This is a genomic window from Rhizobium sp. WSM1274, assembly GCF_025200775.1.
Taxonomy (GTDB): domain Bacteria; phylum Pseudomonadota; class Alphaproteobacteria; order Rhizobiales; family Rhizobiaceae; genus Rhizobium; species Rhizobium leguminosarum_I.
In genome coordinates this window covers 2,325,380-2,347,854 of record NZ_CP104138.1, presented here as the reverse complement: position 1 = coordinate 2,347,854, position 22,475 = coordinate 2,325,380, and the positions used below count along the sequence as shown (strand labels likewise).

The window sequence follows — 22,475 nt, the reverse complement described above, 5'->3', positions numbered from 1 at the left end:
GAAGATCAAGCCGCGGCGGGACGCCTCATGAAAATCATCAGCAGCATCGAAGAGCTCAATACGATCTATGGCGCCGGACTTTCGCCGGCCTCCGTCACCAAGGTGACGAAGCAATTGACCCCGCTCTATCGGGAGATGATCGCAATCTCGCCGTTCGCGGCGCTTGCGACCGTCGGGCCGGAAGGGCTCGATTGTTCGCCGCGCGGCGATCTTGGCGGCGTTGTGCGCGTCGCCGACGACGAGACGCTGCATTTGCCGGATTGGCGCGGCAACAACCGGGTCGATTCGCTCTCCAACATTGTGCGCGATCCGAGACTGGCGCTGATGTTCCTGATCCCCGGCTCGAACACGACGATGCGCATCAACGGCCGCGGCGTCGTCTCCGATGATGATGCGCTGCTTTCAAGTTTCGAGATGGACGGCAAACATCCGCGCACCGTGGTCGTGATTTCGATCGACGAGGTCTATTTCCAATGCGCGCGCGCTGTGATGCGGGCCGAGCTCTGGAATGGAGAGCACTTCGCCGATCCAGCGAAGCTGCCGACGCCCGGGCAGATGCTGAAGGCCGCGGCCGGCGATTTCGACCAGGAAACCTACGACCGGGAATGGCCGGGGCGGGCGGCAAAGACGATGTGGTAGGGTGTGGCACTGAGAAGCGAGTGTCGGCTAAACCTTCTGCTGGCGTTGCAGCTTGCTCCCTCTTCTCCCCTCGGGGAGAAGGTGGCCCGAAGGGTCGGATGAGGGGGGCGCACGGCACTCCATCCATTGTTACCCTTCGCTTACGCTCAGTGCATTCGCTCCTGTCGTCGCTCAGCCCCCTCATCCGCCTGCCGGCACCTTCTCCCCGCTGGGGAGAAGAGAGACATGGCGCCGCCTTGCGCCATTCTCATCCGTTGTGGATCGGTCAAGGCACGCACGGCGACTGATTTCAGGTCTTGTAGATCAGCCAGCTCTTGGTGAAATCCTTTTGCATGCCATCCTGATAGAGGATGGTGCAGTTGCGGCCGGCATTCTTGGCGCCGTAGAGCGCGATGTCGGTCTTGCTGTAGAGTTCGCCGGCATCATCGGCATTGGAGGCCATGCAGATGCCGATCGAGACGGTGACCGGACCGTAATTCACCCGCGTGCGGGAATTCTTGAAGGGCGTCGTCTCCAGTGTGCGACGAATGCGCTCGGCGATCGCGGTGACTTCCTCGGGCGTATTGCCATCGACAATGAGGGCGAATTCCTCGCCGCCGGTGCGGGCGACGAAGACGTCGCGGCGGACATTGCTGCGGATCACGGAGGCGACGGTGGCGAGCACCTTGTCGCCGACGGGATGCCCGTAGGTGTCGTTGATCTTCTTGAAATTGTCGATGTCGCAGAGCAGCAGCGCCGTCACTGGTCGCATGCTCGAATTGTCGAAGATGGCGGCGAGGCGGTCGTCGAAGGCGCGGCGGTTGGAAAGCCGCGTCAGCGAGTCGGTGTTGGCGATGCGCTTGTATTCGTCGAGTTCCTTGCGGACTTGATCCATCTCGTGCGAGCGCTGGACGACGTCCTCAACGGTACGTTCGCCATGCGCCATGGTGTCACCGGTCGCCTGGCTCAGGAGATCGATGGCGTTTTCGATCAGTTCGACGCTGGCATTGCTCTTGGAGGTGATGCGCTTGTGCGTCTCGCCGAGCAGCCTGGTATAGCTTTCGAGCGAGCTCTGCTCCTGCCTCAGGATCCGCAGCAGGCCGTCGAGTTCGCCTGATATGCGCGTATGGGCATCGTCGAAGACGCGGGCCGGGCTGTGGGTGAAGTACTGCGCGCCGAGAGCATCGAGTTCGGCCTGAGTCACCTGGCCCCCGAGGGCCGCGAGCTCGCGGGTGAGAGCTGGATTGGAGCCGATATAGGCCTCGTAGAAGAGTTCGTAATTGCGCGGTATCGGCGCAACGCCCATGGAGCGCATGGCATAGGTGATCTGACCCGCAACGTCGGGAATTTGCACCTTGGGCGCGACAGCCGTATTCATCCGGCGAACTCCTCATGTATTCAAAGGCAATATTCTATTTGTTAGCTTAAATTTCTTGGGAAAAGATTAAAGCGATATATACCAAAGATTACATACGATAAATGCCGCATAGGGCAATACTTCGATCAGGCCTATGATTCTCCACGGAAAAACGTATTTTTAGTGAGACAGTGCATACTCGCTGGGCGGGAGCGGTGTCTGAAAAACTTACAGTTCTTCTGTGCCGGAGAGCGTATTCATCTTGTCGACAGCTGGTTTTGGTCGTTTCGTATTGCAGCGCCGATATTTCGCAATGATATTTCCTGGGCAGCGGACGCGATCGCAGCTCGCAAACCAGGGCGGGAGATGATGGAAACGTCGCGCTCTATTTCTTTCACCATCCTCGCCCTTACCGTTTTCGCCGCTGGGGCCTTGCTTCTGGAGCACACCGGCTTCTCCGCCGAGGCTTTCCGCGCGGATATCCTGGCAAGGGTCGATGACGCGCAGAACACAAGCGCGTCGGATAAGGCGTCGGCTCGGTAAAGCAGGCGGCAAGGCAGCCCGCCACTCACCCCAAATTTAGCTCCTGGAAAAAATCATTGCCCTTGTCGTCGATGACGATGAAGGCAGGGAAGTCTTCGACGTCGATCTTCCAGACGGCTTCCATGCCTAGCTCGGGATATTCGAAGACTTCGACCTTGCGGATACAGTCCTGGGCAAGACGGGCGGCGGGGCCGCCGATCGAGCCGAGATAGAAGCCGCCATGTTTCTTGCAGGCCTCGCGCACGGCGCGCGAACGGTTGCCCTTGGCGAGCATAACCATCGAGCCGCCGAAGGACTGGAACTGGTCGACGTAGCTGTCCATGCGCCCGGCCGTCGTCGGGCCGAAGGAACCGGAGGCGTAACCGGCAGGCGTCTTGGCAGGACCGGCATAATAGACCGGGTGGTTCTTCAGGTAATCCGGCATGCCTTCGCCCTTTTCCAGCCGCTCGCGGATCTTGGCATGAGCGAGGTCGCGGGCAACGATGATGGTGCCGGTCAAGGACAGCCGCGTCTTGACGGGATGCCTGGAGAGTTCGGCAAGCACGTCGGCCATCGGCCGGTTGAGATCGATGCGCACTGTCGATTCCGACAGTTTGGCCTCGTCGATCTCAGGCATGTATTTCGACGGATCGGTTTCGAGCTGCTCGATGAAGATGCCATCGCGGGTGATGCGGCCCTTGGCTTGGCGATCGGCGGAACAGGAGACGCCGAGACCGATCGGCAGCGAGGCGCCGTGGCGGGGCAGGCGGATGACGCGCACATCATGGCAGAAATACTTGCCGCCGAACTGGGCGCCGACGCCCATTTGCTGCGTCAGTCGGTGGATTTCCTTCTCCATCTCGATATCGCGGAAGGCGTGGCCGCTCTCGGACCCTTCGGTCGGCAGCTCGTCGAGATAGCGGGTGGAGGCGAGCTTGACCGTTTTCAGGTTCATCTCGGCCGAGGTGCCGCCGATGACGATCGCGAGATGATAGGGAGGACAGGCTGCCGTCCCTAACGTCAGGATCTTCTCCTTGAGGAAGTCGATCATGCGATCGTGCGTCAAGAGCGAGGGCGTGCCCTGGTAGAGAAAGGTCTTGTTGGCCGAGCCGCCGCCCTTGGCGACGAAGAGGAATTCATAGGCGTCGGTGCCTTCCTCGTAGATGTCGATCTGGGCCGGCAGATTGTTCCTGGTATTCTTCTCCTCGAACATTTTGACCGGCGCGAGCTGCGAGTAACGCAGGTTCTTCTTCTCATAGGCATCCATGACGCCGCGGGCGAGCGCTGCCGTATCCTCGCCTTCGGTCCACACCCTGCGGCCCTTCTTGCCCATGATGATCGCCGTGCCGGTATCCTGGCACATGGGCAGCACGCCGCCGGCGGCGATATTGGCGTTCTTCAGGAGATCGTACGCGACGAAACGGTCATTGTCCGTGGCCTCGGGGTCGTCGAGGATCGAGGCAAGCTGCTTCAGATGGCCGGGGCGCAGCAGATGGTTGATATCGGCAAAGGCGGTTTCGGCAAGCAGGCGGATGCCTTCCGGCTCGACGGTCAGGATCTCCTGGCCCTTGAACGTATCGACTGAGACATGGTCGCCACTGATCTTGCGATAGGGGGTGGCATCCTTGCCGAGGGGGAAGAGATCGTCAGCCATCGAAGTGACCTTTCTGGTGGGGCGTCGCTAGATTGGAACCGGTCTAAATCCGCTGCCCGGCAAATGCAATCGGGATGGGCCGGAGTTCGGCCACGGCCGCGTCGTACTTGCGTAGCCGGTGCATTGCGTGCGGTTGATAAGACGAAGCGTCGAAATCGGCGATAGCCTCGAAAACGACGACGCCAAGTTGCCTTCGGTTCAATGCCCGTTCATAGTCCCAGCGGCGTTAACTTGCTGGAGCTTCCGATGACGAATGCAAAGCCAACTGCTAACGACGACCTCTTCATTTCCTTCGAGCATGACCCGATCAGCGGGAATCTGCTGTCCAACGATAGCGATCCTGAGGGGGCGACCCTTTATCTTCGCTCTTTCGACGGTGTCCGGGTCGATGCGAAACACGGTTTGACGCAGGAAACGATCATAAGAGGGGACTACGGCACCTTCACCGTGCGGCCCGACGGTCATTTTACCTACGAGCTGGATTACACGCTCGACGTGGTGAAGAACCTGCGGGCGCACGAACAGCTGATCGAAAAGATCAGCTACAAGATCTCCGATGGCGCAGGCGGGACGGATGTCGGCGTTTTCACCCAGGCGATCGACGGCGTCAACGAAGAGGACAAATACCACGAAGTCCTTGACTTCGATGATCTTGGCGTCACATCGAGGGCAGATAATTTCTCCCTCCCTGACTATCGGGGCTTTGCGCTCTCGGTGAACGGCAGTCACGAGTTCACGCTTCTGAACGGGTATGTCTATGACACTATCCCAGGCGTCGACGCTATCACCGAAGACGGTTTCAGCGATACCGTTCTCTCCCCAGGCTCGGCGCCCGTAACCTTGAAATTGGTCGATGGCGGGGACTTCACTTTTCAGGGCGTTTCAATCGCCGAATTGTCGGCATCGCCGTTTCACCTCACGCTGACTGCCCTGAACGACGGCTTGATCGTCTATCAGCATGAACTCGAGATCACCGACCCCAATCTCGAGGTCAGCATCGAAGACATCGATGAAATCCGGTTTGATTTCATGGGCAACTCGGTGGTGATGGATAATTTTTCGCTGTTGGTCTGACGCTTGCCGGGTATGGCGAGGGTTGCCGGCAGACGGATGTGGGTTTTTTCTGCGTTGGCAGGACAGCAACTCGGTCCGATATATCTTGCTCCGGCTGAGGAGATAGGGCACGGCGTTGCTACACGTCTCTTCTCCCCAGCGGGGAGAAGTGCCGGAGCGCTAGCGAGGCGATGAGGGGGTGAGCGGCAGAGCCGCGAATGCTCGGAGCGCAAGCGAAGGGCAATGAACGGTGTGCCGTGCGGCCCCCTTGCATCCGCCTGCCGGCACCTTCTCCCCGCTGGGGAGAAGAGGGAGCGAGATGGGAGGCAGCAGACCACCTCAACCATCCTGCTTAGGCCCGATCATCGTTTCAGGACGCACGATCGCGTCATACTCTTCCGACGTCACCAGGCCGCTGGCGAGGGCTTCTTCCTTCAGCGTCGTGCCGTTCTTGTGCGCTGTCTTGGCGATCTTGGCGGCTGCGTCGTAGCCGATCTTCGGGGCAAGTGCGGTCACCAGCATCAGCGAGCGTTCGAGGCCGGCCTTGATATTCTCTTCGCGTGCCTCGATGCCGACCACGCAATTGTCGGTGAAGGAGACGGCGGCGTCGGCGAGCAACTGCACCGACTGCAGGAAATTATAGGCCATCATCGGATTGTAGACGTTGAGCTCGAAATGGCCCTGGCTGTCAGCGAAGGTCAGCGCCGCGTTGTTGCCGAAGATATGGATGCAGACCTGCGTCAGCGCCTCACACTGGGTCGGATTGACCTTGCCGGGCATGATCGAGGAGCCGGGCTCGTTTTCCGGCAAGGCCAGCTCGCCGAGGCCGGCGCGCGGGCCGGAACCGAGCAGGCGGATATCGTTGGCGATCTTGAAGAGGGCGGCAGCAGCCGCATTGATGGCGCCATGGGAAAAGACCATGCTGTCATGCGAGGCGAGCGCCTCGAACTTGTTCGGCGCGGTGACAAAGGGCATGCCTGTGATGGCAGCGATCTCTTCGGCGACCTTTTCGGCAAAACCGACCGGCGCGTTGAGGCCGGTGCCAACGGCAGTGCCGCCTTGGGCGAGTTCGCAGAGGTCGGGCAGGGTCATTTCGATGCGCTTGATGGCGGAGCCGACCTGAGCGGCATATCCCGAAAATTCCTGGCCGAGCGTCAACGGCGTCGCATCCTGGGTGTGGGTGCGGCCGATCTTGATGATGTGGCTGAACTCGGTGACCTTCATGTCGAGGGCGGCATGCAGGTGCTTCAGGGCTGGCAGCAGGTGATGGGCGATCTGCTCGGCGCAGGCGATGTGCATGGCCGTCGGATAGGTGTCGTTGGACGACTGGCTCATATTGACGTGGTCGTTCGGATGCACCGGCTTCTTGGAACCCATGACGCCGCCAAGCATTTCTATTGCACGATTGGAGATTACTTCGTTGGCATTCATATTGGACTGTGTGCCCGAACCGGTCTGCCAGACGACCAGCGGAAAGTGGTCGTTCAGCTTGCCGTCGATCACCTCCTGGGCGGCGTCGCCGATCGCTTTGCCGAGGGCAGGATCGAGTTGGCCGAGCGACACGTTGGCGCGGGCGGCTGCCTGTTTGACGATGCCGAGCGCACGCACGATCGACAGCGGCTGCTTTTCCCAGCCAATCTTGAAATTGCCGAGCGAACGCTCGGCCTGGGCGCCCCAATATCGGTCGGCCGCGACGTCGATCGGGCCAAAAGTATCGGTTTCAGTGCGGGTTGCGGTCATCGGCCTTGCCTTCCCTTTGGCTGCTGTTTTCGGGCATTTCCGAAAGATGAGGTCTTATAGGTTGGAAAGCCCGGTAAGAAAACTGCACGTCGTGCAAAATATTGAAAGCGGAAGTCATGTTTGCCCTGGCCTGGCGGCGTGCTTTTTCGGCCACTTTGGATATTTTATGCGCCGCGGCGTTTTCGCTGCACTGGTCTGCCGGGATAAATTCGGTAAAAAATTAACTAATAATTTCATTATTTTGTGTGAACTGCTGCGCGGCGCTGTGCAGGATCTCCGTCACATAGAATTGAGTCCGCCGGCGCTGGCGGCGCAGGCCGGTTTCTGATCAATGAGCCGGACGTTGCTTGAGTTTCGCGGGATTTGAGCTGAGAACAGCATGACACCGGGACTGGAATATATATGACCTTCGTTTTTAAAAGCGCGGTATCCGCGTTGACAATTTCCTGCGGCATGGCTGTGATGAGCGCCGCTCCCGCGCATGCTTACACACTGATGGATATGCTGCGCGGCGACAGGCAGCGGACCCAGAGCACCATCTTCATGGACCAAATGCCGCCCGGCCGTGTAGGCCAGCGCGGCGGCATCGGCGGATCGCTCGGCGGGCTCGACCCTGAGGCGCCGCTGCCGAAGGTGAGCGGTCCGCGTTATTATACCTACAAAACCGAGACGCTGCAGTTCGTCGATACGGGCAAGTTCGCCGATCCCGTCGTCACCGGCGCAGTCGCCGATGTTTCGGGCAGCGGCGATTCCAGCGCCGAACCCGCCGTACAGCGCCGTTTCCTGGCGCAGGCCAAGGTGCGCGCCAATGCCGACGTCGCAAAGGCGCTCGAAGCCTATTACGGCGACAGCCGCAATCCGCTCGTCTGGGTCGAGGGCAACCGGATCAACGACCGCGCCAAGTCGGCGATGTCAGTTCTTGCCGATGCGGCCGTCGTCGGCCTCGACCCAGAAGATTACGCCGTCCAGGCTCCTGATATCGACCCGGCCAATCCCGATCCCGCCTTCCGCGACCGGGCGCTGACACAGTTCGAACTCGAACTCTCCGCCAAAGTGCTTGCCTTTGTGCAGGATACGGTGCGCGGCCGCATCGATCCGAACAAGATCTCCGGCTATCACGACTTCCAGCGCAAGGTGGTCAATCTGGCCCCGGTGCTGAAGCTTGCCCGCATGAGCCCCGATGTCGGTGCCTACATCGCCAGTCGCTCGCCTGATAGCCCGCAGTTCCTGGCGCTCAGGGCGGAGCTTGCAAAGCTTCGCGCCGTCGATGGCGGCAATGAGGAGCGAATCGTCGTTTCGCTCGACAATTTGCTGAGGCCTGGCGACAGCTCGCCCGAGATTGCCAATATCGTCAAGGCGATCGGCAAGCACGGCTCCGAAACGTTGAGGACCGATCATGCGGCAACGCTTGCTGCTTACGCAGGCAGCAGCGACTATTCGCCTGATATCGTTTCGCTGGTCGAGGACTTCCAGAAGGAGCGCGGGCTGAAGCCCGATGGCGTTATCGGCCAGGCGACCGTGCGCGCCATGACCGGCGGCGACACCAATGCGTCGAAAATCGACAAGCTCGTCGTCGCTATGGAGCAGGCGCGCTGGCTGCCGGAAGATCTTGGTTCCCGCTACGTTATGATCAACCAGCCCGCCTACATGGTCTACTACCACAATGACGGCAAGGAACAGCTGTCGATGCGCGTGGTGGTCGGCGGCAAGAACAACCAGACCTATTTCTTCGACGACGAGATCGAGACGGTGGAATTCAACCCTTTCTGGGGCGTGCCGCAGTCGATCATCATCAACGAGATGCTGCCGAAGCTGCGCTCGGATCCGAACTATCTCGACCAACTCGGTTATGAAGTCGAGGTGAACGGCCATGCCGTCGCCTCTTCAAGCGTCGACTGGTACGGCTCGACCGATAACGTCTCGGTGCGCCAGCCGCCGAGCAGCGACAATGCGCTCGGCGAACTCAAGATCCTGTTCCCGAACAGCCACGCGATCTACATGCACGACACGCCGTCGAAGAGCTTCTTCAAGCGCGACATGCGGGCGCTGAGCCACGGTTGCGTGCGCCTTGCCGATCCGCGTGCGATGGCGGCTGCGGTGCTCAGCACGACGGTCGACGATGTCGCCAAGCAGATCGCCAGCGGGCAGAACCATGCGGTGCGCGTGCCGCAGAAGATCCCGGTCTACGTCTCCTACTTCACGGCTTGGCCGAATAAGGACGGCGTCGTGGAATATTTCGACGACGTCTACGGCCGCGACGCTTATGTCGACAAGGCCTTCGACGCGACGACGAAGGCGCGTGGGGCGCAGATCTGACGCTAGTTTCTATGGAATTTTGCGGGCGGTCTTCGGGCCGCTCGTTTTGTTTTTTGGCCGCGAGCACAGAAACAAAGTAGAGAGGGCGTACCGTGGCACCCCCCTCTGCCCTGCCGGGCATCTCCCCCACAAGGGGGGAGATCGGCAAGCGGCCCGACCTCCGGCCCGTCTTCCGCTTCGCCGGTTGCGACGATGATTGTTTGGAGAAGCCGGCGCGCCCATCAAATCTCCCCACCTGTGGGGGAGATGCCCGGCAGGGCAGAGGGTGCCACACTGTAAGCCAGCAGAAAGTAAGGAACGGCTAGGCCTCAGACGGCAACCTTCTCGGCGTATTCCCGTAACAGCCTTTCCACCAGTTCCGATGTCAGCTCATCGAAATGGGTGATGATAACATCCGGATCGAGGCTCGAAACCGGCACGTCGGAATAACCGAACGGCACGGCAATCGAGGGCACGCCGGCATTCTTGGCCACGGCGATGTCGTTGATGCTGTCGCCAATCATCACCGTGCGCGCGATGTCGCCACCGGCGCGTTCGATGGTGCCAGTGAGGTGGCAGGCGTCGGGCTTGCGCACGGGAAAGGTGTCGCCGCCTGATATCGCGTCGAAATATTGGGTGAGGTCGAGCTTTTCGAGCAGGCCGAGCGCCAGGCTCTCCATCTTGTTGGTGCAGACGGCGAGGCGGTAACCCTTTGATTTCAGCCGGTCCATCGCGGCGACTAGGCCCGGATAGGGCTCGGTGCGGCCGGGCATGTTGCCGGCATAATGGGCGATGAAGCGCTCCATCAGTGCCGACAGGGCGTCGCCTTCAAGCGGATGGCCGCGCAGCCGGCAGGCGCGCTCTATCATCACGCGCGCGCCCTGGCCGACGAGATGGGTGAGGTCGTCGTAGCTGACCGGTTCGAGATCAAGGGCCGAGATCGTATGGTTCAGGCTCTCGACCAGGTCCACATGGGTATCGAGGAGGGTGCCGTCGAGATCGAAGACGACAAGCGCTGGGGGAGCGGGGGCAGGGGTCAAGGGCATGTCTCTTTGAGCGATGGTCGGCTTGAGGAGCGATGGATCGTCCTGGGGAACAATGGATCGTCCCTGGGGAACGATGGATCGTCCCTGGGTAGGCGATCGCGCGGCGGAAAGCAACGTCCGGCGATGGCTGGGAAGGCCGCAGGCCTCTGTTTCGGCTTTTCATTTTCCGTGATGATTTTGACTTTCGTTTGCCAGGCGAGCCGTGTAAACAGCACATCCAACGCAATATCAGGAGCTGGCGGCGCATGGATGCCCGCGAAATGAAGATCAAGGCCGCCGAGGCCGCACTCGCCCATGTCGAAAGCGGGATGCGTCTCGGAATCGGCACCGGCAGCACGGCGGAAGAATTCGTTCGCCTGCTGGCGGAGAAGGTCGCGGGCGGCTTCAGGGTCGAAGGCGTCCCGACGTCCGAACGAACCGCGCGACTCTGCGTCGAACTCGGCGTGCCGCTGAAGTCGCTCGACGAGCTGCCGGCGCTCGACCTGACGATCGATGGTGCCGACGAGGTCGATACGGGGCTCAGGCTGATCAAGGGCGGCGGCGGTGCGCTGCTGCGCGAAAAGATAGTCGCAGCCGCCTCCGAGCGGATGATCGTCATTGCCGACGAGAGCAAGCTTGTGGAAATGCTCGGCGCCTTCGCGCTGCCGATCGAGGTCAATCCGTTCGGGCTCGTCTCGACGCGCATCGCGATCGAAAAGGTCTCGGCCCGGCTCGGTCTCTCGGGTGAACTTAATCTGCGCCAGTCGGGTGACGGAGAGTTTACCACGGATGGCGGCCATCACATCATCGATGCATCTTTTGGCCGCATTCCTGATGCAGAGGCGCTTTCGAGCGAGCTGAATTCCATACCCGGCGTCGTCGAACACGGGCTCTTTATCAATATGGCGGCACTTGCGATCATTGCCGGTCCTGCGGGTGTGCGTACACTGCAGGCAAACAGATAACAGGAGCATATACTCATGATGAACATTGCAGGTCTTGGCCGTCTCGCCGCTGCGACCGTCGTTCTTTCCGGGCTTGCCTTCGGCTCCGCCGTTAAGGCGCAGGAAGTCTCCGAGGAGCAGTTGAAGGCGTCTCGCGCGGCGATCGACGCCATTGGCGCCACTGCCCAATTCGACAATATCCTGCCCGGTCTCGCCGAGCGCCTGAAGGCCGGCCTTATCCAGGATTCGCCGAATTACCAGGACATCATTTCGTCGACGGTCGACGCGCAGGCGCTGGCGCTGGCGCCGCGCCGCGGCGATCTGGAGAAGGAGGCTGCACTCACCTATGCCAAGACCTTCACCATCGATGAGCTGAAGGCGATCGCTGACTTCTATAATTCCGACGTCGGCAAGAAGCTGCTGCGCGACGGTCCGGTCGCTTCGCGCGAGACGGCGAAGGCTGCCGACATCTGGGCGCAGGGCATTTCCCGCGACCTGGAAAAGCAGAGCAACGCCGAGCTTTCCAAGGTCATCAAGGCGCCGCCGCCGGCAACCGACAGCCCCGCCGCTCCGGCTCCCGCACCGGCTGCCCAGCAGTAAGGCTTGCCCATCAAATTTGCGAAAGCCCGGCATCGTCCGGGCTTTTTTGCTATGATGCGGCAAATGCTGCCGGCGATGTTTCAGGTGATTGCAGATGTCCGATCATGATAAGGCCGTCCGAGTGCGAATATCCGGCAAGGTCCAGGGTGTCGGTTTTCGCTATTGGACACGCGATGAGGCGGTACGGCTCGGTTTGACCGGCTGGGTTCGCAATGAAGAGGACGGCGCTGTCGTCGCTGTGATCGCAGGATCCGACAGCGCCATCTCGACGATGATCGAGCGTTTCAGGCGCGGGCCTTCGGGGGCGTCGGTTTCGGGCGTCGAGACGGGAGCAGCCCAGCTTGAAAAGATCCCGACGGATTTCCGCATTACCCGCTGACAGCAACAATCGCTAGAGCATGATGCCGAAAAGTGTGTGCGGTTTTCGGACGACATCGTGCTCTACTTCTTTGATGTAGATCAGGATTCAGATTTCAGGCCGATGGGGCCTAAAATCATCCCGATCTAGGCATCTGCAATTGGCATCGGATGTGCGCCGGAACTCAGTCCCTAGGCGTTCGGGTTCTTTGCAAGTTGCCACACACCCTCCTCATCCGGCTCCACGCGCTTGTTGCCGCGGTAGAAGATCGGCAGTCTCGTCTTCTTGTCGATCGAGAAACGGCTCGGCGTGTATTTTTCGTCCTCATGGCCCTGAATGGCAAGGCCAAGCGCTTCCTTGAATTTGCCAGCCCTGCACAGGTTGGCGAAGAGAGTTTGATCCATTTTTTGCTCCGGCATTCTTTTCCATCCCATGGATTGCCTGCCAGCCTTCGGCGACCGGTCAATCGCAGCCGTTTACAACGAAGATTCGGCGATGGGAACGGGATGACGCAGGAGCGGGCTTTTGTTTTCGTGATGATCGCCCCTATATCAGGGACATCCTTCCTACGATTCCCTTCCGGAGCTCCTCATGTCTTCCTACGACTACGACCTCTTCGTCATCGGCGGCGGCTCCGGAGGCGTGCGCGGCGCGCGTGTCGCCGCCTCGCTCGGCAAGAAGGTGGCGATCGCCGAAGAATACCGCTACGGCGGCACCTGCGTGATCCGTGGCTGCGTGCCGAAGAAGCTCTTCGTCTACGCCTCGCAGTTCCATGAGCATTTCGAGGATGCAGCGGGCTTCGGCTGGACGGTCGGCCAAAGCAGCTTCGACTGGAAGAAGCTGGTGGCAGCCAAGGATGTTGAAATCGCCCGTCTGGAAGGCCTCTACAAGAAAGGTCTCGCCGGCGCCAATGCCGAAATTCTGGAAACGCGCGCAGAGCTCGTCGATGCCCATACGATCCGGCTGCTGAAGACTGGACAGACGGTGACGGCCAAGACGATCGTGATCGCCACCGGCGGACGGCCGAACCCGCATGCAGCCCTTCCCGGTCACGAACTCTGCATCTCCTCCAATGAGGCCTTTCATCTCGAAGAGCTGCCGAAATCGATCGTCATCGCCGGCGGCGGCTATATTGCCGTCGAATTCGCCAATATTTTCCATGGCCTCGGCGTCGAGACGACGCTGATCTATCGCGGCGCCGAGATCCTGTCGCGCTTCGACGAGGATCTGAGACGCGGGCTGCACGAGGCTATGGTCGCCAAGGGCATCCGCATCCTCTGCCACGACACGCTGCAGAAGGTTTCGAAGGGTGAGGACGGGCTCATTCTGGAGACGCTGAACAACGGCACGCTGCAGGCCGGCGTCGTCATGCTGGCGCTCGGGCGCGATCCGAACACCGAAGGCCTCGGCCTCGAGGCGGCCGGCGTCGCCGTCAACGAACGCGGCGCCGTTATTGTCGATGAATATTCCCGCACCAATGTCGAAAACATCTATGCGCTCGGCGACGTCACCAACCGGGTACAGCTGACGCCAGTGGCGATCCACGAGGCGATGTGCTTCATCGAGACCGAATACAAGAACAATCCGACCCGGCCGGACTACGAGCTGATCCCGACCGCCGTCTTCTCGCAGCCGGAGATCGGCACTGTCGGCCTCTCGGAAGAGGATGCGGGCAAACGCTACGGCGAGCTCGAGGTTTACCGCGCCCAGTTCCGGCCGCTGAAGGCAACGCTTTCCGGCCGGGCCGAGCGGATGATCATGAAGCTGATCGTCGATGCGGCGAGCCGCAAGGTGGTGGGCGCCCATATCCTCGGCCACGACGCCGGCGAGATGGCGCAGTTGCTCGGCATCACGCTGAAGGCCGGCTGCACTAAAGACGATTTCGACCGTACCATGGCGCTGCATCCGACCGCCGCCGAAGAGCTCGTGACCATGTATGCGCCGAGCTATCGGATCCGCGACGGCAAGCGGCTTTGACCCGCGGCGGGCTTTAGCTCTTTGTTTTATGCATGTCGTTGACCCGAAACAGCAGCACACTTCCGGCGACATGCATTAGGTGCGCCGTGCGTCCTTTCGAACGTACAAAGGACGCTCTAACTTTCTGAATCTACGCATCGGCCCGAAAATCGATTTCGATTTTCGGGCCGATGCGCTAGCTGGTGATGCGCGGCGCTCGGATGACCTTCAGGAAAAGCGCCTTCATCGCATCGGCGATACCTTGGGTCGGCGTCACCTCGAAATAGAGGCCAGGCGAAGCGCATGCCTGCATCTTCGTCGGAATCTCGCTCTGGAAGGGGCTGATCCATTTGTTGTACCAATCGTTGCTCGGTAACGGCAGGTAGGTGGTGTAGAGCACGGCGATCTTGACACCGCGATCCTTCAACGGCTTGCAGAAGGAGGTGTCGATCGGTTCCTGACAGCGGCCGCCGGTCGTCTTCTTGGTGCATGTCGACGGCTTGTAACTGTCGCCGACGCCATCGGAAACGAAGAACAAGATCTCTTCGGGGCTGATATTCGACGTGCCGTCACCGGCCGGATCGATGATGGTATTCATCTGGGTCAGGGCGCTATCGAAGCTCGTGAGCTGGTCCTGGTTGTAGTTCTGGTAGGGAATGGTCATCAGATCGACGGCGTCGGTGTAGTTCTTCACCTTCGTCAGGTCGGATGTGGGGCTGGAGATCGTCGTCAGCTTAGCGTCTTCGGCCTTGGTGCCGAAAGTATAGACGCCCATGCGGAACTGGTCGCTGCTGACGCGTTCGGTCTTGGCCGTATCGGTCAACGCCTGAGTTGCCTGGCGCACGACGTCGATGCGCATGGCGACGCCGAGGCTCTTGGCGATAGTGTAGTTGTTGGTGCTCTGGTCCATCTGATGGCAGGCGAAGGCGCAGCCTGTTTTGGCCTGCAGTTTGGAAACATCGGTCGCGGTTGCGCCGACGCCCATGGAAGGCGTGTTGTCGAGCAGGATGTAGAAATCCATGAAGGCGGCGGTTTGATATTCAGCCGTCGCAACGCCCGAGATCGTGATCGAGTCCCGGCCGAGGATGCGCATGAAGGTGGTGGGCACCGTCGCGCTGAAGGAAACCTGCGAGTTCAGCTTGTTGGCAGTCTTGATGACGTCGATGCCGAGATCGACATGAACGTCGGTCAGCTCGCCGGACATTTGAGACATGAAAATGCTACGGGCGTCGTCTTTGCCGAGCGAGATCGTGCCGTTGCCGCTCATGGTCATGGCGGCCGCGACCGCGCCGGATTTCTCGGCGATCGAACCGACGGCGGCGGCATCGGCGGCGGTATAAAGCTGTGTCCTCAGGCTGAGCGCATGGGCGAAATCCACGGCCATGCCGGCCGCGCCGAAGAGCGGCACCACCAGCAGCGCCGTCATGATGCCAAAATTGCCCGAGCGGTCCGATATGAACCCGGGCGGAAGGATCGCCATGCCATGTCCCCGATGTTGAAACTCTTTGCGGTTCTACATTGAAAGTCTAAAATATGGGGAAATCGACATGGTATATGCGGGTTTAACCAGACAGCGGCGAGCGGCGGCGGTGAGGCGACAACTGTCGGCGATTGGTCTTTGCAAGCCGGATCTAAAGGTCTATAAGCCGCCGCATATTGAGGGCATCCTGAGGTATGGATGTGAGAACAGGTGAGTGAGATGGCAGACAATTGGACCCCGAGCAGCTGGCGGCAAAAACCGATCCTGCAGGTTCCCGACTATCCCGACGCGGCCGCTTTGGCGGCAACGGAAGCCACGCTCGCCAGCTATCCGCCACTTGTCTTTGCAGGTGAAGCGCGCCGCCTGAAGAAGCATCTCGCCAATGTCGCCGAAGGCAACGGCTTCCTGCTGCAGGGCGGCGACTGTGCCGAGAGCTTCGCCGAGCACGGTGCCGACAATATTCGCGATTTCTTCCGGGCTTTCCTGCAGATGGCGGTCGTGCTGACCTTCGGCGCGCAACTGCCGGTTGTCAAGGTTGGCCGCATCGCCGGCCAGTTCGCCAAGCCGCGTTCGTCGAATGTCGAGAAGCAGGGCGACGTCACGCTGCCGGCCTATCGCGGTGACATCATCAACGGCATCGAATTCACCGAGGAGTCGCGCATTCCGAACCCAGAGCGCCAGGCCATGGCTTATCGCCAGTCGGCGGCGACGCTGAACTTGCTGCGCGCCTTTGCGATGGGCGGTTACGCCAACCTCGAAAACGTGCACCAGTGGATGCTCGGCTTCGTCAAGGACAGCCCGCAGGGCGAGCGCTACCGCAAGCTTGCCGACCGCATCAGCGAAACCATGGATTTCATGAAGGCGATCGGCATCACCTCGGAAAACCATCCGGCTCTGCGCGAGACCGATTTCTTCACCAGCCACGAGGCGCTGCTGCTCGGCTACGAAGAAGCGCTGACCCGCGTCGATTCCACCTCGGGCGACTGGTATGCGACGTCCGGCCACATGATCTGGATCGGCGACCGCACGCGCCAGGCGGACCATGCGCATGTCGAATATTGCCGCGGCATCAAGAACCCGATCGGCCTGAAATGCGGCCCGTCGCTGCAGGCCGACGACCTGCTGCAACTGATCGACATCCTGAATCCTGCCAACGAGGTCGGACGCTTGACGTTGATCTGCCGCTTCGGCCATGAGAAGGTCGCCGACAGCCTGCCGAAGCTCATTCGCGCCGTCGAGCGCGAGGGCCGCAAGGTCGTCTGGTCCTGCGATCCGATGCACGGCAACACGATCACGCTCAACAACTACAAGACCCGTCCCTTCGAGCGGATCCTGTCGGAAGTCGAAAGCTTCTTCCAGATCCACCGCGCCGAAGGCTCGCATCCGGGCGGCATCCATATCGAGATGACCGGCAAGGACGTGACCGAGTGCACCGGCGGCGCCCGCGCGGTCTCCGCAGAAGACCTGCAGGACCGCTACCACACGCATTGCGATCCGCGCCTCAACGCCGACCAGGCGCTGGAGCTTGCCTTCCTGCTTGCCGAGCGCATGAAGGGCGGGCGCGACGAAAAGCGCATGGTCGCCAACGGCTGAGATCAGTCTGAAATGAATGACAAAAAACCCGGCGCGATGCCGGGTTTTTTGTTGATAGCTGCCCCTCTAGCCCTCTCCCCGTAAACGGGGCGAGGGGACGTGCCAAACGCAGCGTCGAGTTTGGGGGAAGCGGGTGCGGCATGTCCCTTCGCCCGTTTACGGGGGTCCGAAGGACGGGTCGAGACCCGTGGCTCGACCCTGGTCGGTGCCGGCAGGCGGATGAGGGGCTGACACAGACGCTCATATACTCGCCTGGACGCTGTGCAGGTTGGCGTAGACGCCGTCTTGCGCCATCAGCTCGTCATGGGTGCCCTGTTCGACGATGCCATCAGCCGTCAGGACCAGGATGCGGTCGGCGTGGCGGACGGTCGACAGGCGGTGAGCGATGACCAGGGTGGTTCGCCCGCTTGCCAGGCTGAGCAGTGCCTGCTGCACCGCCCGTTCGCTTTCGTTGTCGAGCGCGCTGGTCGCTTCGTCGAAGATCAGAATCTGGGGATTCTTGAGGAAGGCACGGGCAATGGTGAGGCGCTGTCGCTGACCGCCCGAGAGCTTGACGCCGCGCTGGCCGATATCGGTGTCATAGCCCTGAGGCAGGGCGATGATGAAGTCGTGCGCATTGGCCGCGCGCGCGGCCGCTTCCAGTTCGGCATCGCTGGCCTCCGGCCGGCCGTAGCGCAGGTTTTCCGCCACCGTGCCGGCAAAGAGGTAGACATCCTGCTGCACCACGCCGACATGGCGGCGGAGCGAAGTCAGCGTCACGTCGCGGATATCGGTGCCATCGATACGGATCGCGCCAGCCTCGACATCGTAGAAGCGCGGTATCAGCGAACAAAGCGTGCTCTTGCCGACCCCCGAGGGGCCGACCAGGGCGACGAACTCCCCGGGGGCGATGGTGAGCGATAGCTGCTCGAGCACCCGCGGGCCATCGCCCTCGTAGCCGAAGGCGACGTCGGAAAAACGGATCTCGCCCGTTGGCGCCGGCATCGGACGGGCGGCCGGCCGGTCCGTGATATCGGGGGCGATCTCCAGGATCTCCATGGCCCTGATGAAACCGGTGTAGCCCTCCTGCCAGAGGCGCACGAAATTGGCGAGCCGCTGCACCGGATCGACCAGCACGGCGACACAGAGCAGAAAGGTCAGCATATCGGAGACGGTCAGTTCCGCCGTCAGGATGCGCAGGCCACCGATGACGATAACGATTATGGTGATGAGCTGGGCGAAAGTTTCGGTGCCGACCGAAAACCAGGCCTCGCTGCGATAGCCCTCGGCGCGGCTTTGCAGGAAGCGCCGGTTCTGCTCGGCGAAACGTTCCTTCTCCAGCGCCTCGTTGGCAAAGGACTGGACGACGCGAATTCCCGAAAGAGCATCCTCGACGCGCTCGTTGACGGCGGCGACCTGCCGTTTGCTGGCTTCGAGCGCGCGGTTCATCCGCCGGTTGAAATAGAGCGCATAGGCCACCGCCACCGGGGTGAGCAACAGGATCAGGGCCGCCAATGGCGGATCGATGAAGAACAGCACCAGCATGGCGCCACCATATTTGAGCACGGCAATGGAAAGATCCTCGGGGCCGTGGTGAAAGAGCTCGCCCAGCCACAGGCTGTCATTGGTGATGCGGCTCATCAACTGGCCGGTGCGCTGCTGGTCGTAGAAGCTGAACGAGAGCTTCTGGCAGTGCTCGAAGAGTTCCTGCCGCACCGTGGCCTCGATGCGGGCGCCCATCACGTGGCCGCGATAGTCGACGAAGAAGATGGCAACGATCTGGACCGCCAGAACGGCCAACATGATGCCGCCCATCGCAAGGATTTGTGCGAAGGCCTGCGGCGCATCGGGCAGAGCGAGAAGACGGCTCGTGACGATGTTGGCGCAGAGCGGCAAGGCAACCGCCGTGCCAGCGACGAGGATGGCACAAAGCAGATCCGCCAGCAGCAAAGGCAGATGCGGGCGATAGTAGGAGAGGAATTTGCGCATGCGCGACCAGCGCCGCCTGCGGTCTGCGGCATTCGCGTCGTCGCGGAAGAGTTTCGGGAAGCGATTATGAGGTCGCGAGCTTTTCCTCGCGCGAGAGAACGAAATGTTCATGAAGCTGAATGTCCTTGTGGGGGATGTTTCCTTTCTGTTCGGACAGGATCGCTCTCATGTCAGTCTCCCGAGGGTCGGATGAATTGCTCCATAAGTATCGCCGACAATGGTGGTCGATTCAATGCTGTGATGCGAAGAGCCCTGCGGGTGTTGTCGACCAGCAACAGGGGTAATCGCTCCGGCCAAATATGCACAAGGTCGACGACCCTCAAGATTTTTGATTTCGTTGAACGGAATGGATTTGACGCCGCGGGCGATCGGCGGCAACATCCCGTCATAAACGGGAGGGCGACCATGACCGAACGGCATACAGGCGGCTGCCTTTGCCGCGCCGTGCGATTTTCGACGACGACGAAGCCAGGACCTGTCGTCGGTTGTCACTGCTCGCAATGCCGCCGGCAGACGGGGTTTTACTACGCTGCGGTCAACGTGGCCCGCGCGGCTCTTTCGGTTGATGGCACTGAGGCGGTCCGCTGGTACCGGTCGAGCGAAGAGGCGCAGCGCGGCTTCTGCTCCAATTGCGGCTCCGCGCTGTTCTGGCAGGCGGACGGATCGGCGGAAGTTTCGGTCATGGCAGGCGCCTTCGACACGCCGAGCGGCCTGGCCTTCGGCCATCATATCTACTGTGCCGACAAGGGCGATTTCTACGAGATAACAGATGGCCTGCCGCAATATGCGGTGAATCCGGTTTAGCCCTTGGCAGCGAATTCGGCGCTGAGGCGGGCAACGTCCTCGCGCAGCGCCGTCAGTTCGGTCAGCACGCGCATGTCGATCTTCTGGTGCAGAGAGAGCACTTCGAGCTCGGCCTTGAGATTGACCTCGTAATCCTTGGCGGCCTCGAAGCGGTCGCGTTCGGCCTGGCGGTTCTGCGACATCATGATGATCGGCGCCTGGATGGCGGCGAGCATCGACAGGATCAGGTTCAGGAAGACGAAGGGATAAGGGTCGAAGGCGCCGCTCACCAGAATGATGGTGTTGATCACCGTCCAGGCGGTGAGGAAGACGAAGAAGGCGATGATAAAAGACCAGGAGCCGCCGATGCGGGCGATGCTGTCGGCGATACGCTCGCCGAAGGAGGCCTCGGCTGAGAAGGCGGCGTTGACGTCGGTCGAGATGACCTTGCGTTGGTGCGCTTTCGCCAGCACGCGCTTTTCGACGTCGCCGAGTTCGTCGGCCGGTTTGTCGAAATGATGGTGCACGAATTCCGAGAGATTAGACATGGCCTGTTTCCGATACCCGTTATCGATGCGGTCGCTTCCGGCGCAAGTATTCCGCTCCGGAGGTAAATTGCAATGCGCATCAATGCCGCGTGGCGCCATGCGCAATCCGTTCATAAAAATTTCGTCACCGCGGGGCGCCGCTTTTGGCACCAACATGTTGCGGTCGCGAAAGGCGCAGGCTAAACAAATGACATGACAGAGGAAAACGCCCTTTCTGATATTTTCCGCATCGCCATCGGCCAGCTCAATCCGACGGTCGGCGATGTCGCCGGCAATCTCGCCAAGGCGCGCGAGGCGCGTTTTGACGCGGGACGGGAGGGCGCGCATCTGCTCGTCCTGACGGAGCTTTTCATCTCCGGCTATCCGCCTGAAGATCTGGTGCTGAAGCCCGCCTTCATTCGCGCCTGCTGGAAGGCGGTCGAGACTCTCGCGGCCGATACCGCCGATGGCGGGCCGGGCGTCATCATCGGCTTTCCCCGGCAGGACGAGACCGGCCGCTACAATTCGGTCGCCGTGCTCGACGCCGGCAAGGTGATCGCGGTGCGCGACAAGATCGACCTGCCGAATTACGGCGAGTTCGACGAGAAGCGCGTCTTCGACCAGGGCGCCATGCCGGGGCCGGTGAATTTCCGCGGCGTGCGCATCGGCATTCCGATCTGCGAGGATATCTGGGGCGATCTCGGCGTCTGCGAGACGCTGGCCGAAAGCGGGGCCGCGATCCTGCTGTCGCCGAACGGTTCTCCCTATTATCGCGGCAAGGTCGATATCCGCCATCAGGTGGTGCTGAAGCAGGTGATCGAGACCGGACTGCCGCTGATCTATGCCGCCCAGCTCGGCGGCCAGGACGAACTCGTCTTCGACGGGGCGAGCTTCGCCTTCAATTCCGACAAGTCGCTTGCCTTCCAGATGAGCCAGTTCGAGACGGCGCTAGCGGTGACGACATGGAAGCGCGGCGAAAGCGGCTGGCATTGCGACGAAGGGCCGATGGCGCATATCCCTGAAAGCGAGGAGGCCGATTACCGCGCCTGCCTGCTCGGCTTTCGCGACTACGTCAACAAGAACGGCTTCAAAACCGTGGTGCTCGGCCTTTCCGGCGGCATCGACTCGGCGATCTGTGCGGCAATCGCCGTCGATGCGCTGGGCGAGGAGCGGGTGCGCACCGTCATGCTGCCCTATCGCTATACTTCCGAGGATTCGCTGAAGGATGCGGCCGATTGCGCCAAGGCGCTCGGCTGCCGCTACGACATCGTGCCGATCGAACAGCCGGTGACGGGTTTCAGCAGTGCGCTCGCCAGCCTTTTCGAAGGCACGGGCAGCGGCATCACCGAGGAGAACCTGCAGAGCCGGGCGCGCGGCGTCATCCTGATGGCCGTCTCGAACAAGTTCGGCTCGATGGTGGTGACGACGGGCAACAAGTCGGAAATGTCGGTTGGCTACGCCACGCTTTACGGCGACATGAACGGCGGCTTCAACCCGATCAAGGACCTCTACAAGATGCAGGTCTATGCGCTTTCCCGCTGGCGCAACGAAAACGTGCCGCCGGATGCGCTGGGGCCGTCGGGCGAGGTAATCCCGCAGAATATCATCGACAAGGCGCCGTCGGCCGAGCTGCGTCCCGACCAGAAGGATCAGGATTCGCTGCCGCCCTATCCCGTGCTCGACGATATCCTCGAATGCCTTGTCGAGAAGGAGATGGCGGTCGAAGAGATCGTCGCCCGCGGCCATGACGTGGCGACCGTCCACCGGGTCGAGCACCTGCTCTATCTCGCCGAATACAAGCGCCGGCAATCGGCGCCGGGTGTTAAGATCACCAAGAAGAATTTTGGCCGCGACCGGCGTTATCCGATCACCAACCGTTTTCGGGATCGCTAGCGCAATCGAGATCGCTAACGCAATCGAGATCGCTGACGGCAGCAATTCAAAGCGTTACGGCGTCCTGCGTCTGGAAAGATGCGCGGCCTTGCAAGATTTTCGGGAGGAA

At 61.0% G+C, this 22,475-nt stretch carries 20 protein-coding genes; 12 read left to right on the top strand and 8 right to left on the bottom strand.

Going from position 1 to position 22,475, the window contains the following annotated elements:
* Nucleotides 1-27: 27 nt before the first annotated feature.
* Complete coding sequence (locus N2600_RS11850) at nucleotides 28-639, top strand: pyridoxamine 5'-phosphate oxidase family protein (protein WP_260298793.1); 612 nt, start codon at nucleotides 28-30, stop codon at nucleotides 637-639.
* A 289-nt stretch (nucleotides 640-928) separates the two neighbouring features.
* Here the strand turns inward: N2600_RS11850 and N2600_RS11845 are convergent, their stop codons facing one another.
* Entirely contained in the window at nucleotides 929-1,996 is a 1,068-nt protein-coding gene (locus N2600_RS11845; protein WP_260298792.1) for a GGDEF domain-containing protein, read from the bottom strand.
* A 348-nt stretch (nucleotides 1,997-2,344) separates the two neighbouring features.
* Between N2600_RS11845 and N2600_RS11840 the strand changes: the two genes are divergently transcribed.
* Complete coding sequence (locus tag N2600_RS11840) at nucleotides 2,345-2,518, top strand: hypothetical protein (protein WP_260298791.1); 174 nt, start codon at nucleotides 2,345-2,347, stop codon at nucleotides 2,516-2,518.
* Between the two features lie 25 nt (nucleotides 2,519-2,543).
* On the opposite strand, the gene N2600_RS11835 is transcribed toward N2600_RS11840, so the two are convergent.
* Nucleotides 2,544-4,151, bottom strand: coding sequence for a fumarate hydratase (locus N2600_RS11835; RefSeq protein WP_260298790.1), 1,608 nt, complete (start codon nucleotides 4,149-4,151; stop codon nucleotides 2,544-2,546).
* A 246-nt stretch (nucleotides 4,152-4,397) separates the two neighbouring features.
* Between N2600_RS11835 and N2600_RS11830 the strand changes: the two genes are divergently transcribed.
* Entirely contained in the window at nucleotides 4,398-5,225 is an 828-nt protein-coding gene (locus N2600_RS11830; RefSeq protein WP_064250759.1) for an Ig-like domain-containing protein, read from the top strand.
* Between the two features lie 318 nt (nucleotides 5,226-5,543).
* Here the strand turns inward: N2600_RS11830 and fumC are convergent, their stop codons facing one another.
* Entirely contained in the window at nucleotides 5,544-6,944 is a 1,401-nt protein-coding gene (fumC, locus tag N2600_RS11825; RefSeq protein ID WP_260298789.1) for a class II fumarate hydratase, read from the bottom strand.
* Nucleotides 6,945-7,005: 61 nt separating this feature from the next.
* Between fumC and N2600_RS11820 the strand changes: the two genes are divergently transcribed.
* Nucleotides 7,006-7,272 carry a hypothetical protein gene (locus N2600_RS11820; protein WP_170281214.1) on the top strand — a complete coding sequence of 89 codons (267 nt, stop codon included), beginning with the start codon at nucleotides 7,006-7,008 and terminating at the stop codon, nucleotides 7,270-7,272.
* Nucleotides 7,273-7,346: 74 nt separating this feature from the next.
* A complete protein-coding gene (locus tag N2600_RS11815) occupies nucleotides 7,347-9,260 on the top strand; it encodes a L,D-transpeptidase family protein (RefSeq protein ID WP_260298788.1) in 1,914 nt (637 codons plus the stop codon).
* A 308-nt stretch (nucleotides 9,261-9,568) separates the two neighbouring features.
* Here the strand turns inward: N2600_RS11815 and N2600_RS11810 are convergent, their stop codons facing one another.
* Nucleotides 9,569-10,285 carry an HAD family hydrolase gene (locus N2600_RS11810; protein WP_260298787.1) on the bottom strand — a complete coding sequence of 239 codons (717 nt, stop codon included), beginning with the start codon at nucleotides 10,283-10,285 and terminating at the stop codon, nucleotides 9,569-9,571.
* A gap of 245 nt (nucleotides 10,286-10,530) precedes the next feature.
* On the opposite strand from N2600_RS11810, the gene rpiA reads away from it, so the two are divergent.
* The 3 genes from rpiA (at nucleotide 10,531) to N2600_RS11795 (ending at nucleotide 12,187) form a co-directional block, all read left to right on the top strand.
* Nucleotides 10,531-11,229 (top strand): ribose-5-phosphate isomerase RpiA, encoded by a 699-nt coding sequence (rpiA, locus tag N2600_RS11805; protein WP_017964560.1) that lies wholly within the window; start codon nucleotides 10,531-10,533, stop codon nucleotides 11,227-11,229.
* Between the two features lie 15 nt (nucleotides 11,230-11,244).
* Nucleotides 11,245-11,808 carry a DUF2059 domain-containing protein gene (locus N2600_RS11800; RefSeq protein ID WP_260298786.1) on the top strand — a complete coding sequence of 188 codons (564 nt, stop codon included), beginning with the start codon at nucleotides 11,245-11,247 and terminating at the stop codon, nucleotides 11,806-11,808.
* 94 nt (nucleotides 11,809-11,902) lie between these two features.
* Nucleotides 11,903-12,187 carry an acylphosphatase gene (locus tag N2600_RS11795; RefSeq protein WP_170255749.1) on the top strand — a complete coding sequence of 95 codons (285 nt, stop codon included), beginning with the start codon at nucleotides 11,903-11,905 and terminating at the stop codon, nucleotides 12,185-12,187.
* A 170-nt stretch (nucleotides 12,188-12,357) separates the two neighbouring features.
* On the opposite strand, the gene N2600_RS11790 is transcribed toward N2600_RS11795, so the two are convergent.
* A complete protein-coding gene (locus N2600_RS11790) occupies nucleotides 12,358-12,570 on the bottom strand; it encodes a hypothetical protein (RefSeq protein WP_026154177.1) in 213 nt (70 codons plus the stop codon).
* Nucleotides 12,571-12,757: 187 nt separating this feature from the next.
* On the opposite strand from N2600_RS11790, the gene gor reads away from it, so the two are divergent.
* Nucleotides 12,758-14,143 carry a glutathione-disulfide reductase gene (gene gor / locus N2600_RS11785; RefSeq protein WP_260298785.1) on the top strand — a complete coding sequence of 462 codons (1,386 nt, stop codon included), beginning with the start codon at nucleotides 12,758-12,760 and terminating at the stop codon, nucleotides 14,141-14,143.
* 175 nt (nucleotides 14,144-14,318) lie between these two features.
* On the opposite strand, the gene N2600_RS11780 is transcribed toward gor, so the two are convergent.
* Nucleotides 14,319-15,602: a TadE/TadG family type IV pilus assembly protein gene (locus N2600_RS11780; protein WP_260298784.1), complete on the bottom strand. Its 1,284-nt coding sequence runs from the start codon at nucleotides 15,600-15,602 to the stop codon at nucleotides 14,319-14,321.
* Nucleotides 15,603-15,821: 219 nt separating this feature from the next.
* Here N2600_RS11780 and N2600_RS11775 point away from each other — a divergent pair, with 219 nt between their 5' ends.
* Nucleotides 15,822-17,195 carry a class II 3-deoxy-7-phosphoheptulonate synthase gene (locus N2600_RS11775; protein WP_260298783.1) on the top strand — a complete coding sequence of 458 codons (1,374 nt, stop codon included), beginning with the start codon at nucleotides 15,822-15,824 and terminating at the stop codon, nucleotides 17,193-17,195.
* A gap of 240 nt (nucleotides 17,196-17,435) precedes the next feature.
* On the opposite strand, the gene N2600_RS11770 is transcribed toward N2600_RS11775, so the two are convergent.
* Nucleotides 17,436-19,274 carry an ABC transporter ATP-binding protein gene (locus N2600_RS11770; RefSeq protein WP_222385179.1) on the bottom strand — a complete coding sequence of 613 codons (1,839 nt, stop codon included), beginning with the start codon at nucleotides 19,272-19,274 and terminating at the stop codon, nucleotides 17,436-17,438.
* A gap of 294 nt (nucleotides 19,275-19,568) precedes the next feature.
* Between N2600_RS11770 and N2600_RS11765 the strand changes: the two genes are divergently transcribed.
* A complete protein-coding gene (locus N2600_RS11765; RefSeq protein ID WP_222385178.1) occupies nucleotides 19,569-19,967 on the top strand; it encodes a GFA family protein in 399 nt (132 codons plus the stop codon).
* Here N2600_RS11765 and N2600_RS11760 read toward each other — a convergent pair.
* Nucleotides 19,964-20,494: a DUF1003 domain-containing protein gene (locus tag N2600_RS11760; protein WP_222279334.1), complete on the bottom strand. Its 531-nt coding sequence runs from the start codon at nucleotides 20,492-20,494 to the stop codon at nucleotides 19,964-19,966. The two genes, N2600_RS11765 and N2600_RS11760, sit on opposite strands and share 4 nt — an antisense overlap.
* Nucleotides 20,495-20,686: 192 nt before the next feature.
* Between N2600_RS11760 and N2600_RS11755 the strand changes: the two genes are divergently transcribed.
* Nucleotides 20,687-22,366 (top strand): NAD+ synthase, encoded by a 1,680-nt coding sequence (locus N2600_RS11755; protein WP_260298782.1) that lies wholly within the window; start codon nucleotides 20,687-20,689, stop codon nucleotides 22,364-22,366.
* Nucleotides 22,367-22,475: the final 109 nt, after the last annotated feature.

Bases quoted from the DNA above. Each gene is read 5' to 3' on its own strand.
- N2600_RS11765 (WP_222385178.1), top strand. From the start codon at position 19,569: ATGACCGAACGGCATACAGGCGGCTGCCTTTGCCGCGCCGTGCGATTT.
- N2600_RS11795 (WP_170255749.1), top strand. From the start codon at position 11,903: ATGTCCGATCATGATAAGGCCGTCCGAGTGCGAATATCCGGCAAGGTC.
- N2600_RS11845 (WP_260298792.1), bottom strand. From the start codon at position 1,996: ATGAATACGGCTGTCGCGCCCAAGGTGCAAATTCCCGACGTTGCGGGT.
- N2600_RS11810 (WP_260298787.1), bottom strand. From the start codon at position 10,285: ATGCCCTTGACCCCTGCCCCCGCTCCCCCAGCGCTTGTCGTCTTCGAT.
- N2600_RS11770 (WP_222385179.1), bottom strand. From the start codon at position 19,274: ATGAACATTTCGTTCTCTCGCGCGAGGAAAAGCTCGCGACCTCATAAT.
- fumC (WP_260298789.1), bottom strand. From the start codon at position 6,944: ATGACCGCAACCCGCACTGAAACCGATACTTTTGGCCCGATCGACGTC.
- N2600_RS11830 (WP_064250759.1), top strand. From the start codon at position 4,398: ATGACGAATGCAAAGCCAACTGCTAACGACGACCTCTTCATTTCCTTC.
- N2600_RS11800 (WP_260298786.1), top strand. From the start codon at position 11,245: ATGATGAACATTGCAGGTCTTGGCCGTCTCGCCGCTGCGACCGTCGTT.
- rpiA (WP_017964560.1), top strand. From the start codon at position 10,531: ATGGATGCCCGCGAAATGAAGATCAAGGCCGCCGAGGCCGCACTCGCC.
- N2600_RS11780 (WP_260298784.1), bottom strand. From the start codon at position 15,602: ATGGCGATCCTTCCGCCCGGGTTCATATCGGACCGCTCGGGCAATTTT.
- N2600_RS11840 (WP_260298791.1), top strand. From the start codon at position 2,345: ATGGAAACGTCGCGCTCTATTTCTTTCACCATCCTCGCCCTTACCGTT.
- N2600_RS11850 (WP_260298793.1), top strand. From the start codon at position 28: ATGAAAATCATCAGCAGCATCGAAGAGCTCAATACGATCTATGGCGCC.
- N2600_RS11790 (WP_026154177.1), bottom strand. From the start codon at position 12,570: ATGGATCAAACTCTCTTCGCCAACCTGTGCAGGGCTGGCAAATTCAAG.
- N2600_RS11775 (WP_260298783.1), top strand. From the start codon at position 15,822: ATGGCAGACAATTGGACCCCGAGCAGCTGGCGGCAAAAACCGATCCTG.
- N2600_RS11755 (WP_260298782.1), top strand. From the start codon at position 20,687: ATGACAGAGGAAAACGCCCTTTCTGATATTTTCCGCATCGCCATCGGC.
- N2600_RS11835 (WP_260298790.1), bottom strand. From the start codon at position 4,151: ATGGCTGACGATCTCTTCCCCCTCGGCAAGGATGCCACCCCCTATCGC.
- N2600_RS11815 (WP_260298788.1), top strand. From the start codon at position 7,347: ATGACCTTCGTTTTTAAAAGCGCGGTATCCGCGTTGACAATTTCCTGC.
- gor (WP_260298785.1), top strand. From the start codon at position 12,758: ATGTCTTCCTACGACTACGACCTCTTCGTCATCGGCGGCGGCTCCGGA.
- N2600_RS11760 (WP_222279334.1), bottom strand. From the start codon at position 20,494: ATGTCTAATCTCTCGGAATTCGTGCACCATCATTTCGACAAACCGGCC.